At 55.0% G+C, this 15,854-nt stretch carries 7 protein-coding genes and 2 pseudogenes; 2 read left to right on the top strand and 7 right to left on the bottom strand.

Annotated features, from left to right (window positions below):
- Positions 1-181 precede the first annotated feature (181 nt).
- Both HB860_RS17795 and HB860_RS17800 read right to left on the bottom strand, forming a co-directional pair.
- Entirely contained in the window at positions 182-3,250 is a 3,069-nt protein-coding gene (locus HB860_RS17795; protein ID WP_113979172.1) for an efflux RND transporter permease subunit, read from the bottom strand.
- The gene (locus tag HB860_RS17800) at positions 3,251-4,345 is read right to left on the bottom strand and encodes an efflux RND transporter periplasmic adaptor subunit (protein WP_010676151.1); all 1,095 of its coding nucleotides are present in this window, start codon (positions 4,343-4,345) and stop codon (positions 3,251-3,253) included. It lies immediately after the preceding gene.
- A gap of 167 nt (positions 4,346-4,512) precedes the next feature.
- Between HB860_RS17800 and HB860_RS17805 the strand changes: the two genes are divergently transcribed.
- Together HB860_RS17805 and HB860_RS17810 are read left to right on the top strand one after the other, a co-directional pair.
- Positions 4,513-6,126 carry an IS1634 family transposase gene (locus tag HB860_RS17805; protein WP_247627501.1) on the top strand — a complete coding sequence of 538 codons (1,614 nt, stop codon included), beginning with the start codon at positions 4,513-4,515 and terminating at the stop codon, positions 6,124-6,126.
- Positions 6,127-6,146: 20 nt separating this feature from the next.
- Positions 6,147-6,281: pseudogene (locus tag HB860_RS17810) on the top strand (IS256 family transposase); the annotation flags it as partial.
- 7 nt (positions 6,282-6,288) lie between these two features.
- Here the strand turns inward: HB860_RS17810 and HB860_RS17815 are convergent.
- The 5 genes and pseudogenes from HB860_RS17815 to HB860_RS17835 all read right to left on the bottom strand — a co-directional run.
- A pseudogene (locus tag HB860_RS17815) lies at positions 6,289-6,450 on the bottom strand (permease); the annotation flags it as partial.
- Between the two features lie 93 nt (positions 6,451-6,543).
- Positions 6,544-7,631, bottom strand: a protein-coding gene (locus HB860_RS17820; RefSeq protein ID WP_099368947.1) for an IS3-like element ISKpn10 family transposase whose coding sequence is annotated in 2 segments (ribosomal slippage) — positions 6,544-7,379 and positions 7,379-7,631 — 1,089 coding nt in all. Because the reading frame shifts where the segments join, the coding sequence is not laid out codon by codon here.
- A 303-nt stretch (positions 7,632-7,934) separates the two neighbouring features.
- Positions 7,935-8,237: a transposase gene (locus HB860_RS17825; RefSeq protein WP_234823638.1), complete on the bottom strand. Its 303-nt coding sequence runs from the start codon at positions 8,235-8,237 to the stop codon at positions 7,935-7,937.
- 289 nt (positions 8,238-8,526) lie between these two features.
- Positions 8,527-14,745, bottom strand: coding sequence for a DEAD/DEAH box helicase (locus HB860_RS17830; RefSeq protein WP_247627502.1), 6,219 nt, complete (start codon positions 14,743-14,745; stop codon positions 8,527-8,529).
- On the bottom strand, positions 14,742-15,569 hold the full coding sequence (locus HB860_RS17835) for a hypothetical protein (protein WP_247627503.1): 828 nt from the start codon (positions 15,567-15,569) through the stop codon (positions 14,742-14,744). Before HB860_RS17835 ends, HB860_RS17830 begins: the two co-directional genes overlap by 4 nt.
- Positions 15,570-15,854: the final 285 nt, after the last annotated feature.

Genomic DNA, 15,854 nt, shown 5'->3' on the forward strand with positions numbered 1-15,854 from the left:
AGCAAGCCAACTTGTCGTCAAAATCGGTGTTGCAAAAACGGGAGTGACCATAGATTCCGTTTTCTGAGACGACCCCTTTAGGCGCGCCCGCCAGATTTAGCAGGGAATAACAGCGGGTGGACAAGCTGCGCGTTGTCCACCCTACGCCACGTCACGCCAGCATAGGGTGGACAACCGCCCCTCAGACTTCTGCCTTGGTCTGCGCCTTGATCCCGTAGAACACGCAATAGAGCACCGGCAGCACCACCAGGGTGAGCAGGGTGGCGAAGCCCAGGCCGAACATGATCACCACCGCCATGCTCTGGAAGAAGGCGTCGGTCAACAGCGGGCTCATGCCCAGGATGGTGGTCAGGGCAGCCATGGATACCGGGCGTACGCGGCTGATGGAGGCCTCTTCCACGGCCTGCAGGGCGTCCTTGCCGCTGGCCAGCTGCAGCTGGATTTCATCCACCAGAACGATGCCGTTCTTCACCAGCATGCCGCTCAGGCTGAGCAGGCCGAGCAGGGCCATAAAGCCGAAGGGAATGCCGGTGAGCAGAAAGCCCAGGGTTACGCCGATCATCGCCAGGGGCACGGTCAGCCAGATCACGGTGGCGCGCTTGAACGAGTCGAACAGCAGGATGGTGATCATAAACATCACCAGATAGCCCAGAGGCAGACTGCCGAACACCGCGCCCTGGGCATTGCGCGAACTTTCGTATTCGCCGCCCCATTCCAGGTGATACCCCTCGGGCAGGGGGATGGCTTCGATCTCGGGCTTGATACGCTGGAGCAGCTGGGCTGCTGTTTCGCCGCTGAGCAGGGCTGGATCGGCCTGCACGGTGAGGGTGCGTTTGCGATCCAGACGCATGATCAGCGGGTCTTCCCACTCGGTGGAAAAGCCCTGCAGCACCTGCTCGATGGGCAGGTAGATGCCACGCACGCTGCTCCAGATCTGCAGGTCACTGAGGCTGTCGGCATTCAGCCGCTCGTTGTCCGGGGTGCGCGCGACAATCGGCAGCAGGCGGGTGCCGTCGCGGTACAGGCCCACGTTCATGCCGGAGAAGCTCATGCGCAACAGGTCATCCAGTGCACTCTTGTCCACCCCCAGTTCACGGGCGCGGGCCTCGGCAAATTGTGGACGAACCAGCTTGGTGCGCTCATGCCAGTCGTGCATCACTGCATTGGCTACCGGATCCTGGCGCATCAGGCGGCTGACTTCGCCACCCAGGCGGCGCAGTTCGTCGGGGTCGGGGCCGCTGAAGCGCGCCTCGATCTTGCTGTCGTTGCCGGGGCCGAGCATCAGCTGCTTGAACTTGGGTTTGACCTGCGGGTACTGCTCGGCCACGTATTGTTCGAGCTGATTGATCAGCGGTTCGATGCGTTCCAGGTTGTCGGTGCGTACCAGCAGCTGGGCGTAGTTGGGGTACTGCTTCTGCGGTGAGTAGGTGAGGATAAAACGCAGGGCGCCCTGACCGATTGTGCTGCTGACCGTGGTCACTCCTTCCTGCTCCAGTACATGCTGATCCAGTTCGGCCACCAGCTGCTCGGTGTAGCGGATATCAGTGCCCTGGGGTAGCCACAGGTCGATAAAGAACATCGGCGTATTGGACGGCGGAAAGAAGCTCTGGCGCACCTTGCCGAAGCCGGCAATGGCCACCACCAGCAGCACCACCAACACGCCCAGAGTGAGGCTACGGCGGTGCAGGGCGAAGTCGAGCAGGCGCCGGTAGCTGGTGAAGATCACCCCGCCGTAGGGGTCGCCCTGATCCTGGCCGGTCAGGGTCTGGTTATCGCGGAAGAACAGGCTGGCGAAGAACGGCGTCAGGGTGATGGCAGTCACCCAGCTGAGCAGCAGGGAGATCATCAGCACCTGGAACAGCGACAGGCAGAACTCGCCGGTGGAGTCGTCCGACAGGCCGATGGGGGCGAAGGCGATGATGGCGATCAGGGTGGCGCCGAGCAGCGGCAGGTTGGTCTGGCGGACAATGCCCCGCGCCGCCTCCAGGGTGCTCTGGCCGCGCTGACGGCCGACCAGAATGCCTTCGACGATAACGATGGCGTTGTCCACCAGCATGCCCAGGGCGATCACCAGGGCGCCGAGGGAAATGCGCTGCAGCTCGATGCCCAGCAGGCGCATAAAGATAAAGCTGCCGAGCACCGTCAGGGCCAGGATCAGGCCGATCAGCAGGCCGCTGCGCAGGCCCATAAAGATCAGCAGCACGACGATCACGATGGCCACCGAGGCGACGAAGTTGATCACGAAACCCTGCACCGAGGCCTGCACTTCGGCGGCCTGGTCGTAGAACACCTGCAACTGCATACCGGCCGGGCGCTGGGCGTCCAGTTCAGCCAGGCGCGCGTTGATCGTCGCGCCGACATCCACCACATTGACCTTGGGTGCGAAGGAAACGCCCAGGGTCAGGGCCGGCTGGCCGTTCATGCGGTAGAGGTTGCCCGGTGTTTCGCTAAAGCCGCGGCTGACCTGGGCGATATCGCCGAGAGTGACCTGCTGCGCGCTGCCCGGGTCGCTGATGATCAGACGCTCCAGCTCGCGCACATCCTGCAGCTCGCCAGTGGGGTGCAGGCGGATCGACTCGCTGCCGACCAGAATGCGCCCGGCGTTGGACACCACGTTCTGCTGGCTGAGCACCTGGGCCAGGCGCTGCGGGGCGATACCCAGGGTGCTCATCTTGCTGCGCGAGATTTCCACCTGCACCTGCTCCTGGCGGGCGCCGGCCAGGCTGACCTTGCCTACGCCAGGCAGCAACACCAGTTCACGGCGCAGGTAGTCGGCGAAATCGCGCAGTTCCTGGGCGCTGTAGCCCTCGCCGGTGAGCAGCAGGAAGAAGCCGAATACATCGCTGAAATCATCCCGCACCTGCGGCGGGTTGACCCCCGGTGGCAGGTTGGGCTGCAAGTCGTTGATCTTGCGCCGCAGTTCATCCCAGATCTGCGGGATCTGCTCGGCCTTGTATTGGCTGTGCAGTTCCAGGCTGATCTGCGACAGCCCGGCACTGGAGATGGAGGTGACCTTCTTGATCGAGGGCAGCTGCTGGATGGCGTTCTCCAGCGGGTAGCTGACCTCTTCTTCCACCTGCTGCGGCGAGGCGCCGGGATAGCTGGTGATGACCATGGCGTTCTTCAGGGTGAAGGACGGGTCTTCCAGGCGGCCGATTCCGAGAAAGGCCAGCAGCCCGCCGATGCCCAGCACCAGAGTGACCAGCCAGCTGGTGACGCGACGCTGGATAAAGTAGCCGGCGATATCCATTTACAGCCCTCGCTCGCGTACCCAGGGCCTTACCGCCTGGCCTTCCTCCAGCTCGGCGCCACCCACGGCAACGATCTGCTCGCCGGGTTCGATGCCGCTGAGTACTTCGATGCTGTTGCGGCTCAGCTGGCCCACCTCGACCTGGCGGGCCGTCAGACGTAGCACGCCGTCCTGCTCGCGAGCCACCCACACCTGCTTGACCTCGGGGCCGCTGTCGTCCGGACTGAACACCGCCTCCACCGGCACCAGCAGGCGGCTACCCAGGTCACGGCTGACCTGGGCCAAGTCAACCTTGACCGTGGCACTCATCCCCGGTAACAGGTTGAGACCCTCGGGACGCGGCATGGACAGGGTCACCTGATAGGTCAGGGTCTTGGGATCAGGCTGGGTGCTGTGCTCCTTATAGACCGCCTCGAATTCGCGGCCGGGCAGGCTGTCGAGAATCACGCTGGGGTGATAGTCGCGGTTCTCTTCACGGCTGCGCAGGTTGGTCAGCAGGTTTTCCGGCATCTGAAACAGCACATCCAGCTGATTGCCGCTCTGCAGGGTGACCACGGGCTGCTTGGCCTGCACCACCTGGAAGTTGTCCACATGGGTGCTGGCCACCACTGCGTCGAAGGGCGCGAGAATGCTGGTGTATTCCAGCTCCTGACGGGCCAGGCTGAGCGCTGCGCTGGCCGAATCCAGGGTGGCCTTGCGCTGGTCATACTCAGCGCGGGAGATCATCTGCCGCTCCAGCAACTGGGCAATACGCTTGAACTGGGCGTTGGCCAAGTCATAGCTGGCCTGGCGATCACGCAGGCGCAGGCGCTGGTCGGCGTCATCCAGGCTGGCAATCAGCTGACCGCGTTTCACCGGCTGTCCCTGCAGCACGTTGAGGGTCTTCAGCTGGCCGCCGATACGGAACGACAGCTCGGCCTCCTCGGTGGCCTTCAGGCGCGCGGGGAATTCGCGCAGGCGCGCCCCGGCCGGATCTTCCACGGTAAAGAGTTTGACCAGGCGCGGGGCCTGTTCTTGGGGGGCTGGAGCCTGATCGCAGGCACTTAGCAACAGGGCGGCCGGCAGGCACAGAAAAAGCAGGGGACGAAGGTTCAAGGCGGCTATCCCTAATCTGGCGAGATCAATAAAAAGGCAGCCCGTTACGGGCCTGTGGCCGAGAGTTTAGGCGTTAATCCGTCATTCCGCACCTGATTTTCCCTTTTTCGCGGCTTGACGGCGATCGGCTGTTTTGATCTATTACTGCTTTTTGGAGGTCGCTCATCATGCCCGCTCCCCGCATCGCCATCCGTAACCTTGATCACCTCGGCCTGGTCGCCGGCCTGTGCCAAGAGCTCGATATCGCCCGCATGATCGATGCGGTGCTGCCCAAAAACCAATCCTTCAAAGTCTCTCATGGTCAGGCGTTGGTGGCCATGATCATCAATGGCTTAGGCTTCCATAGCAGCACCTTGCACATGTTCCCGCGGTTCTTCGCCAACAAGCCGGTCGAGCGATTGATCGGCCCCGGGCTCTGCGCCGATGACCTTAATGATGATGTGCTCGGGCGCTGTCTGGATGCGCTGTTTGCGGCCGATGTGTCGACGCTTTATCAGGTGATGGCCGAGCAAGTGGTCGCCAAGCTGGGGCTCAAGCCCACGGCGGTGCATCTTGATATCACCAGCTTTCACGTCGATGGCGCCTATGACTGTGCCGATGGGGATCTGGTCGGTAAGCTGCAACTGGTGCGTGGTTATAGTCGTGATCACCGGCCAGAGCTGAATCAAGTGATCCTTGAGCTCATCTGTGAAAATCAGGCCGGCCTACCTGTCTATATGCAGGCCCTGAGCGGCAATAGTAATGACACCAAAGCCTTTGCCCAGACCGTTCGTCGCCATTTGAGCAGTCTCAAGGCCGCGCAGGAGTGCCGTTATCTGGTCGGCGATGCCGCACTGTACTGCGCCGATACCTTGCAATTACTGGCGCAACAGCAGCAACTATTTGTGACCCGGGTGCCCGTCACTCTCAATGAGGCAAAGCAGGCCGTGGCAACCATAGGTGCACAACCGCTGACCGCTCTGGGCAATGGCTATCATGGCCGTTGGCAACACGCGAATTATGCCGGGGTCGCGCAACGTTGGTTGCTGGTGCGCAGCGAACAAGCCAGCCACCGCGAGCAGCAGACATTGGCCAAAAACCTGCTCAAAGACAGTACCCGCGAGCTCAAAGCCTTCGCCAAATTGTGTGCCCGACGCTTTGCTTGTGAGGCGGATGCCCAAGCTGAGTTGAGCTGTTTTACCGCCAGCTTGATGCTGCTGCAACTGGATGCCGAAGTGGTAGGTGAACCCGTTTATACAGGACGTGGCAGACCCAAGCGTGGCGAAGAGCCAATTGGCCATCAGTTTCAAATCACTGGGTTGGCGGCAACTAGCCTGGCTTGCGTTGAAGAGGCCCACAACCAGACCGGGGTGTTCATCCTGGCGACCAATGACCACAGCGATACGCTGACCATGGCCGAACTTTTGGCCACCTATAAAGCGCAGCAGAATGTCGAACGGGGCTTTCGTTTTCTCAAGAGCCCGGAGTTTTTAACCTCCTCACTGTACCTGAAAAAGCCGGAGCGGATTGAAGCGTTGCTCATGGTGATGACCTGTAGCCTGATGATTTACGCAGCGTTGGAGCACCGGATCCGGCAGGGATTAGTGGAGCAGAATCGCAGTGTGGCGGATATGAAAAAGAAACCGACCCAGCAGCCGACGGCCCGTTGGATCTTTTTGCGCTTTGGTGGCATCCATGAATATCGACTGGGAGAAGCTCCGCCACAAGTAACGGAGCTAACAGGAGACCAGCAGATCATTTTGGAGGTATTGGGTGAGCGCTATCGGCAAATTTATTCCTAAATCAGGTGCGGAATGTCGGTTACAAACTGCTGGGCTCGGCTCAGAAGAAGTGGAAGCGGCTCAAGGGATTTGCGCTGCTGACGTTGGTGGTGAACAACGTGAAATTCAAGGACGGAGTACAGGTCCAGGAGGAGTCAGACAGGAATGCCGCCTGACCCCATACACCAGATTTGACAATAACTCGATGCTGTAGACCATGGCAAGGAAGGTAGTCAGCCCTGCCAACAGCTCCTGACGCACACTGCTACCGCGCGCGGAAATGGAAAAATAAGAGTCCAAAAAGCCGCCGTTCCCTGATTGGGCGGCCATATCTTGCTTTGCCATGACATGTCCTGAAAGTGTGAAGGAAATCGTTTGCGTTTGTGGCGCGCAAAATAGGGTAATCCCCCCATTTTTAGGGGCATTCAAAAGTAGAGGTCATGCGGCCTGTGCCAGACGCTGTTTCGGCGTGTAGCCACCCAGCGCCATATTGGGCCGCTCATGGTTATAAACCCACAGCCAGTTCGTGGCAAACTCCTGTAGTTCATTCAGTGACTCAAACAGGTAATGGCCCAGCCAGTCGTAGCGCACCGTGCGGTTAAAACGTTCGATGTAGGCATTCTGCTGCGGATTTCCTGGCTGGATATAGCCCAGGGTTATCCCCTCCTGTTTCGCCCATCGCTTGAGCTCTTCGCTGATGTATTCCGGGCCATTGTCACATCGGATAATGGCGGGCTTACCTCGCCACGTGATCACCTGCTCCAGCGCCCGTTTGACTCGTGAGGCGGGTAAGGAGAAATCCACCTCGATGCACAGCGCTTCACGATTGAAGTCATCGATCACATTAAACAGCCGCACCGAGCGGCCATCGCTGAGCTGGTCATGCATAAAGTCCATCGACCAGCACTGATTAGGCTGGTCGGGAACCGCCAACGGCTCTGGCTTAGCCCGAACCAACCGTTTCCTGGGTTTTATCCGCAGATTGAGCTCCAGCGCCCGATAGATCCGGTATACCCGTTTGTGATTCCAGCCAAAGCCTTGGACGTTGCGCAGGTACAAAAAGCATAACCCGAAGCCCCAGTTGCGCTGGCTGGCCGTGATACGTAGCAGCCAATCGGCAATTTCCTGGTTTTCATCGACCAGCACGGGCTGATAGCGATAGCAGCTTTCACTGACCTTGAAGATCCGGCAAGCCAGACGGATGGATATGGCGTAGTGAGTCACGGCTTTGGTCGCCATCTCCCGGCGGGCAGATGGCGTTACCACTTTTTTGCCATGGCCTCGGTGATGATCTCTGCCTTGAGGCGCTCCTCGGCGTACATCTTCTTGAGGCGGCGGTTTTCGTCCTCCAGCTCCTTGAGTCGAGCCATGAGGGAGGCATCCATCCCCCCGAATTTGGAACGCCACTTGTAGAAGGTGGTCGTGCTGATGCCATGCTCGCGGCAGAGCTCCGGGACGGGAGCTCCAGCCTCAGCTTGTTTGAGGATGGCGATGATCTGGGTATCGCTAAAGCGTGATGTTTTCATGTAGAACCTCCTGCGTTCAAGGTACGGGAAAATTCTACTTATGAGCACCCTGGTTTTTCGGGGGGATTACCCCTGGAACGTCCCGCTGGAGCCCATTGCAAAAAAAGTGGCGCAATACAACGAAGGCAAGTAGGTCGATTTAGCGGCGCTTACTGATCGGCGTAACCAGATGCTCCTGAACCTTGGGCGCTGCCTTGACGCTTCGGTAATACCAGCTGCGCCGCGGCAAGCCAAACCAACGACAGATTTTACTGACGGAGACCTCGGTACCCTCGGCGCGTAATCCCTGCTAAACATCGGCGACTATCTGTCGTCCTCGCCGAGCAGGGAGGCCAACTTTTTTCTGGCGCGTAACTCCAGCATGGCTTCGCCATAGGCCTCCTGAAGCTCTTTGAGTTGCTTCTCGTACTGCTCGCGGATATCCAACAGCTTGGCGCGCAGAGCGTTCTCCATGCCCTGTTTGGCGTCATTAACCCACTCCTCAATTTCAGAGGGAGCTAAATCGAAGCCGCGAGCCGCCTCGGATACAGTGGTCTTGCCCTGGATGATGTCCATGACCAAAGCGGTTTTGCGCTTGGCGGTCCAACGTTTGATTTCTTCGTCCATCGTAATGCTCATGTCTGTGATCTCCACTCATTATGACCTGAGCAGGATTTCAGTGGGTCCTTACACTTTCTTGTTGGTGGTCATAGGGTGACTCCAGATAACACGGTAGGGGTACCGTTTTGTTATCCGGTGCGAAGCCGTATGACCACTCCCTTTTGTGGGCAACTGTGAGGTGAATATCATCTCCATACAGTTCGTCTGATAATGGCATTCTGTTGTCCTTTCAAAAGGTTAGTGAGAATGCCAGTTATGTAGATTTTTTACACTCTCCCTCATTGCCACTCACTTATCATTCAATAGAAACAAAAATCTGTGTGTTTTCATCCCCAGCTGCGGCGACCCTGCACTGCATTCGCTCAATGAGTTCTTCACCAAGAGAATCAGCAGAGAAATCGAATTTCAGTCTATAACTCTTCTCGCTGCGGTCTGCCTCCCAATATGAAAGGCCTTGGTCAAACTGAATAGTTAGTCGCTTCCCGGAATTAAGCTGAAGTTGTAGCTGTCGGTAGTGGGGTAAGGAGTGGAGGCTGAGTACTTCCCCCTCTAGGCCACAGAATTCCAATGCTTGGCAGATGGCTTCATCCCGCTCCTGAGATGAGAGCCAATCATGCCTGCATTGCCACGGTGTCCGGTTGTCGTTCTTCTGATATTGACGTCCCAAAACTCTGATAGCGAAACTTGAACTGCTGCGTACTCCCAGTTCATGGATCACATTAACCAAATGATTCACAACTAGCGGACTACATACATAACGATCTGTATAGGTGACTTCGGTGATGTGGTCTTTGCCCTCAAAGATGTCATTAAGAAGAACATCAGATACATTTCGAAGATGTTCCCAGAACCTGCCAGCAAAACCGTTGAGGGAGCCATCTAGCTGGTCGGCTATCTCGATCTTGATAAGCTCAGGGGACTTGCCTGGTATCAACTCGCTGGCATTTAGCTCTCGGCCTATCTGCAAGTTTGGCGGACAACCGCGAACAATCAGCGAGCCAGCAGAGGCTAGATCCCAGTCATGCCCTGGAGCAGTAAGGACAATGTTGTTGCTGGCCCATGCGATGTTAGCTTGCGGTCCATGTACTGTGATGTTTAGTGTTAGTTCTCCAAGAGCGGGAATGCTTTTGTGCAAACATAACCCAACTCCGTTAATAGCCAGCTTTGCCAACCATTCCTTCTGATCTTTTGGCAAGGATTCGAAGGTGCTTTCGAGAAAATGCAACTGCACCTGGTGCCCGGCACGCTCCCAGCTATGTAGTTGATGTCGCATTCGGCGAGCAACGGCAAGATCCCACTCCTCGGAGGTCGCAAGGAGATAGACTGCAATGGTCTTGGGGCTGTCATCCTGCGTGATGATTCGTTCAACTGCTTCATGCAAGGTTGTAATTTCGGCTTGGCTATGTGGTCCAAATACTTGAAGGGGGGCAGGCAATGCTAAGCCGGTCAGCCAGGTCTGATTGATCCACTCTAAGGCTGCATGGCGATTAAGACGGTCAGCCTCAAAACGGGTATCAAAACTGAGCAAGCAGTGCTGGCAGGCATGCGAGCAATTACACCTGCTCAGACGTTCGATAACCCGTTGCCACAAGTTTGCGTCATTCAACTGCTCCGCAGCCAGAGTGGTGTAGCCACCGCTACGCAGATCAAACACCCGAATGGCTCTAGCAGTTCGATCCTCTACCCGGATTGGATGGCAGTCACAGCCAAGCTCTTCAGTTTGAATACCAAGTGAAGCGGCAATGGCTTCTCGCAACGCGACAGCAATCGAATAGCCAGTGATATCATCATTGAGAAACTCTCCGCTCAATGGATCTCGTAGTACCAGTTCCAGTGCATCAGTCAGGCAGTCATGACCCAGATGGATATTCTGCTTAATCTTCCAGCTATTGTTGCTGCCGGGGCAGATGTTCTCACCATTATCGTTCTTACCACCGCGCAGTCTTCGATGTTGGGCCTTTTCGCGGAACATGGCCGGGAGATACTGTTCATTGGCCGCAGCAGATTGGTCCGGATAGCTCAACATGGGTTCGGCCTTGCCACACTCGAGACAGATGGCGAAACCTTTCTGGTTAGCTCCTGAACTGTAGTGGAATAGCTGAGACTGTTGGCTCGCACGAAACATACCGAACGCCGGATTGGTTAGATAGATCCAGCGAGCAGGCACATTCAGCCAGGGCGCTTTAACCGGTATATATTGCAGTCGGCTGATGTCGTTGTGAGGATCATCAAAGAAGTCCACTGCAAACCCGGCAGGCACCAAGTATTCATGGATCTGATCGCGCTCAATCGGGTATCCACACTCTTGACAGTTGAGTTCCAGGCCTGGGTTGATGGCCGTATCACTGGCCCCACAGTGTCCACAGCGCCAAGCCTTCTTGAAGAGCTGTAGTTCCTTGACGTTTTCGGCAGAGGCAGGAGCGTGCCAGTTCAGGGTGATGCCAGATGACTTATACACCAAGCCATCCATGACCAGCTCAGCACCAGGAGCATACTCTCGCAGTCCGGTAATACGATCTCGGGAGGCAAGCGAACGATAGCGGGCTCGATTGTCCTCCCGCTGACCCTTTTCATCCAGCTTCAAGGTCTGCATACAGCGATTATCAAAGCTGACAATATCTGTCGGAAAACCATAACCTGGCAAGAAACGCTTATCGGCCAGTTCGCTAAGAAGATATTCATTTTCTATCCGGTTCAGTTGCGCGTCCATGGCTCGATAGGCGGCGGCTTTCTTGTCTTCGACTTGTTGCAGTTGCGTCCGACTTGCCTCATGTTCCTGCAACCATGACTGTGTAATCTCAATAACTCGATTACTTGCTCGTTTTAACAGTTCTGATTGTGGAGTTGAATTGAGAATGCTACGCCGGGTAATGTCCTTGATCGCTTGAGATATAAGATCATCGGCTCCTAGCGCCTGATTCTCACACCACAGAGCGAAGCGTTTGGAAAGAGACATAGGCATCCCGTTATCAAGGAAGAAAGCCCCTGAAGTCATTGCCTTGATCTCTTCGGCCGCGATAACGTGCTTCAGCCAATGAGATAATAACCAGGCGTTGATATGGCGCTGTATCAGTTCAGGGCTTTGCAGTGACACCTTGGGCATACGCATCGCTGTGGTAAATGGCCAAAGAGGGTTATTGAATACGCTTTGGTCATGAGGGGTATTTTTACAAACAGCAAGTGCCAAAGATCTCCCTTCACGGCGTCGGCCTGCTCGACCAGCCCGTTGCAAGTAGTTAGCTGGGTGAGGTGGTACGTTATTCATTGCTACTACGCTGATACCACCAATATCTACACCCATTTCCATGGTGGTTGAACAGCTTAGTAAATTCAGTTTCCCGGCTTTGAATTGATCCTCGTATTTATCCAGTTTGTTTTTTGGTTGCTGGGCGGAGTGTTCTGCCGCACAGAAGTAATTCCCGCCTTCGTTGATCAAATCTGAAACATCAGACCAAAGCGCGCTCTCGCGTAATTTTTGTATTTCTGGTTGGTTATTAAGCCAATCGCGGATGCCCAGCAAGCCTTGATCACCAGAAGCATGCAGAAGTGATTCAGGAGGTCTCGGCATTGTGTAAGGCGCGACTTTCACAACCATCTCCCGATCAGTGCGAGGTGTATAGGGGCTTAGCCCTTCGAACGGAGTATCAATAAATCGCCTTGATACCGGACAAAAATAGACCTCATGGGGCAGCCGGAAGCTTATTTCGCTCAAATCGAGCTGATAACCATCACCGGAAGAGATCAACAATTTTGCGTGCTGGGTGAGTGCAACCCATGCTTCGTTAAGAATCGAATCGATCTGATCCTGGTGCAAAGAGGGAGACCAATTAAACGCCTTGCAGAGCAACAGAATTGCTCGTGAATGAGCACCGTTGACAGTGTTGACGGTCGGCCATCGCGTGTAGCGTCCGGACAGCTTTTCAGTTTTACCGTTTAGAACAGGGGGGACTACCCACTTCGGGCGGATACGCGCGCCAATCAGGGATTGCCAGCGTCTATCTATATTCAGGATGGTGTTTTCACGGACGAAGAAGTCCAGTAGTACCTTCAAATAAGTACGCCAAGACTCAATAGACTGTTCTTTAGTTGCGCGTGCTGGCCAAGTCATGGGGGTGCTGGTAATTCTCGCCAGCTTGGGATAGCAAACCTGAACCAGTCCTAGTGTTTCCAGGCTGTTGGCTCGTTTGGGACGACGATAAAACTCACGGGCCAGTAGCATCCCAGCTAGGGAAATACTGTCTTGTTTACCGAAGGTATTTGGTGCCAGGCCGTTATAGTAGTCCAACATACCCATTTGCAGCTCTGGAGTGCCAGCAAGATGGTTCACCATGTCCGCCCAACCGATTTCGGCCCCTTTTGATGCGTCGGCTTGTTTCGCCAATAAGCTGCTTAAGTGTTTTTCTTCAAAACGCCCTATTTTTTGTTTGGCTTGAAGCTGTAGTAACTCCTGAAGATCCTGTAAATCTTCCTCGGTAAGTGCATTGGTTGGCTGTGCTTGCAATAACCTATGATACACCAGTCCCCGGATCCGGTTACGTTCGGAGTCCTGTTGTAATTTGACTGCTATGCGAGCAGTTCCTTGGCGGCTGTCGGTAAACGAAATTAGTTTCCGGCCTTGGAAGGGCTTGCCGGAGGGCTCGGGATCCTGCGGGCAAAACTCCAGCAAGGTGCCGATCACTGTGCTTAAGGTAAAGGGAGCGCCAATGCGCGCAGGGCGGAGCAAGCTGCGTCCACTAATTGAGGAACCGCAACAAGGACATTCATTCTGAGTGCTCCTGAATACTTGTAGCTCGATATATTCATCCTTGGGACCATCAAATCTCAGCCTCTGGCTGCTGCGATCCAGATACTCTGGAAAGCTACTGTCAACAACACGATTGGTGATCAAGGAGTGACTTAATAATTCACTATCTTTATCCGGTTCTTCGATATCTGATTGTTCTTCATCCAAAGAAAACTCATCGATTTGTTGTTGTGATGGGTCGATCAGCTTGCCTTGACTGGTGGCCGATGTTTGCAGAAAGCTCTCATTACACTCCTCGCAGGAGACCAGCGGCATAAGAGGTGCGCCGCAGCTGCAATGGGTCCGCTCTTCCAGATACACCATGCCGAATGGCCATTCTGGATGCGCCAGCGGTGTGTTGGCTTTATGTGTGCAGTTACGATCAATACAGGCTCGAATTGCAGGGATAACATTGTGAAAGAGGTGAGCTCGTAACGGTAAAAATGATAGACCTTCGGCATTTTTTGTCCCTGACATCAGGTCGAGCCAGGTAAGCAGTTGTTTTTTAGACAAACCCGAGATTCGTACTAACTCCTGCAGACTTTGTGGTTTTAATTGTCCATCCGTAATGAACAAAGAACGGATCCGAAGGGCTGTTGGACTGGCTTCAAGGCGTTGGTAGCGTAGGGCTGATTGTTCATGCTCACTCTCTATTGCAGCAATTACTTCGGGATGGTCTTGCTCCGTATGTGGTTTAACTTTGTGCAGAGATGGAATGTCCCGATGGCCTTGAACAACATGCACCTGCTCTGGTGGAACACCGCCGATATCAGCAAGGAAATTGCGCAGGTTTTCGATGGTTTTGGCATCCGATCCAAATGTTGCTGAGGTTGCCACAAAACGCACATCCTGCGGATTAACCTGAAAGGCCAGCATCACGCGGCGTAGCAGCAGTGCCATCTCGGCAGCTTGTGAGCCGATATGAGTGTGTGCTTCATCAAGAATGATCCAACGTAGTTTGCCAGCTGATCTTTGTAGAATAGGCTCATCTTCTTTCCGGATGAGCATGTATTCCAACATGGTGGCATTCGTTACAAGAAGTTGCGGAGGACGCGCCCGCAAGCTCTTGCGATCGATTACTTGTCCCTTGTACTTCTGAGCAGATGCCTTCCGCTCATTTTCCAGAGCCCCCGTATAGAGACAGTGGCGAATTTGCCCATCAAAGCCGTCTGTCCAGGCATCCAGGCGATTCTGCTGTGAGTTAATCAACGCATTCAGTGGATAGATGAGCAGTGCGCGGACCCCATCAGGATCTTCATTTCTATCAATCTCCTTCGCCAACTGATTGAGCACCGGCACAAGGAAGCATTCGGTTTTGCCAGAGCCTGTTCCACTGGTAACCACCAACGATTGTGGTTCTGGAGAGTTCAATACCTGCCATGCAGCTAGCTGATGGGTAAACGGATGACGGCTATCGGGGAAATGATATTCCTTGGCCAACTCTTTTGGCGGTTCAGCCATGGCTTTTGCCAGCCGTGTATGGAGTAATTCTCCACCCGCCAGAGAGGCCATGGTTTCATCGCTTTCTTTCCAACCAAAGGTTGATTCGAAGACTGGATCTGCAAGCCAGGCGCCCGGTGTTCCCGGTGTTGCTGTCAACTTCTCATGCAGGAATTGACGTAGATGAGGATTGCCCAGACCGAGCAGGCCTTGGGCCGCACGCTCACTGCGTACACTCAGGTTGGTCATCAGGGCGGAAAAATAGTTTTTTTGATAAAGCATCAGATTCATTTCCCAATAGAGTATGTTTGGGCCATGGCTAAGCCGGTTTGATAGGCTGCATCAAACCAGACGGTATCGAGTTGGCGAGTTGTTCTCAGACTAAACAAGCGCGCCGGATCGGATTGCCACAGCTGGCCTTTTCCCGCATAGACATCGAAGGCCGCCATAAAAGGCCGAATAACTACACCAAGCTTGAAATCCGTCACTGGCAATTTGCTTCTATCGAGCAACCTGTTTCCATACATTGATCTCCTGAGTTCTTCGCGCTCTGCATGACAGAGATCAAGGTCTCGTTGCGTTTCTGGAGGGTTTCGCCGAAACATTTGCTGCATAGCCGAGTTTTCTCCATCGAACAGATGGTCAAGCCAATATTCGATGAGCATCAACGGGTTTTTGAAGAAGAAGCTAACATCCTGACTATTGAGTCCGAAATACTGGTGGAATCCTTGTTCAAAAATAAAGCTCAGTGCCGGTTGCCAGCGAGCTAAGTAGTGGCTCTTACTCTGGATGTCATTGCGGATTGCCTCTAATCGGCGCGAATTTTCAGCGGGGAGCTGCTGGCGAATTTTTGTGAAGGTGCTGAACCAATGTTCTGGGGCTATTAGTAGCCACTCAAAAGGGAGTTCAGATGGTAGGCGCTCGGCCATCCGACTGGAGAAATTGTCCAGAAGCAGTGTGGCCATGGCTAGCGCCAGCGGTTCACGGATCAGAGCCTGGCAAATATCCAGACTGGCCAAAGGCAGGTGATGCAACTTATCTAGGAGCTGTTCCAGTGTTAGCCAATCCTCATTCTCTGGATCTGCAGCCATCAACTGGAGGGCGGTTCTGAGCATACTCATCCGTGTTGGACTGTCGGCTTCGCATAGAGCTTTGCGCAGAGGAGAGAAATCATCCGGTGGGCTGATGGCTGTCGCTATCGCTATCGTTGGTCTGCAATGTAGTTGAGTGTGGTCGTTCGTATAAATTAGCCATGGTCCAACGGCATCTTCTGGTAAGTCTATTTGCCAGTTACCGGTGAATGCCTGTTCGGAAAGACATAATTGTCACCGCCGATGTAAAAATGACCCACTAACGCCGGAGTAAAGTTGACCCACCTGGGCCAAGATCGTGGCTTTTGA

The sequence above is a fragment of the Aeromonas genomosp. paramedia genome (assembly GCF_023093515.1).
Taxonomy (GTDB): Bacteria; Pseudomonadota; Gammaproteobacteria; order Enterobacterales; family Aeromonadaceae; genus Aeromonas.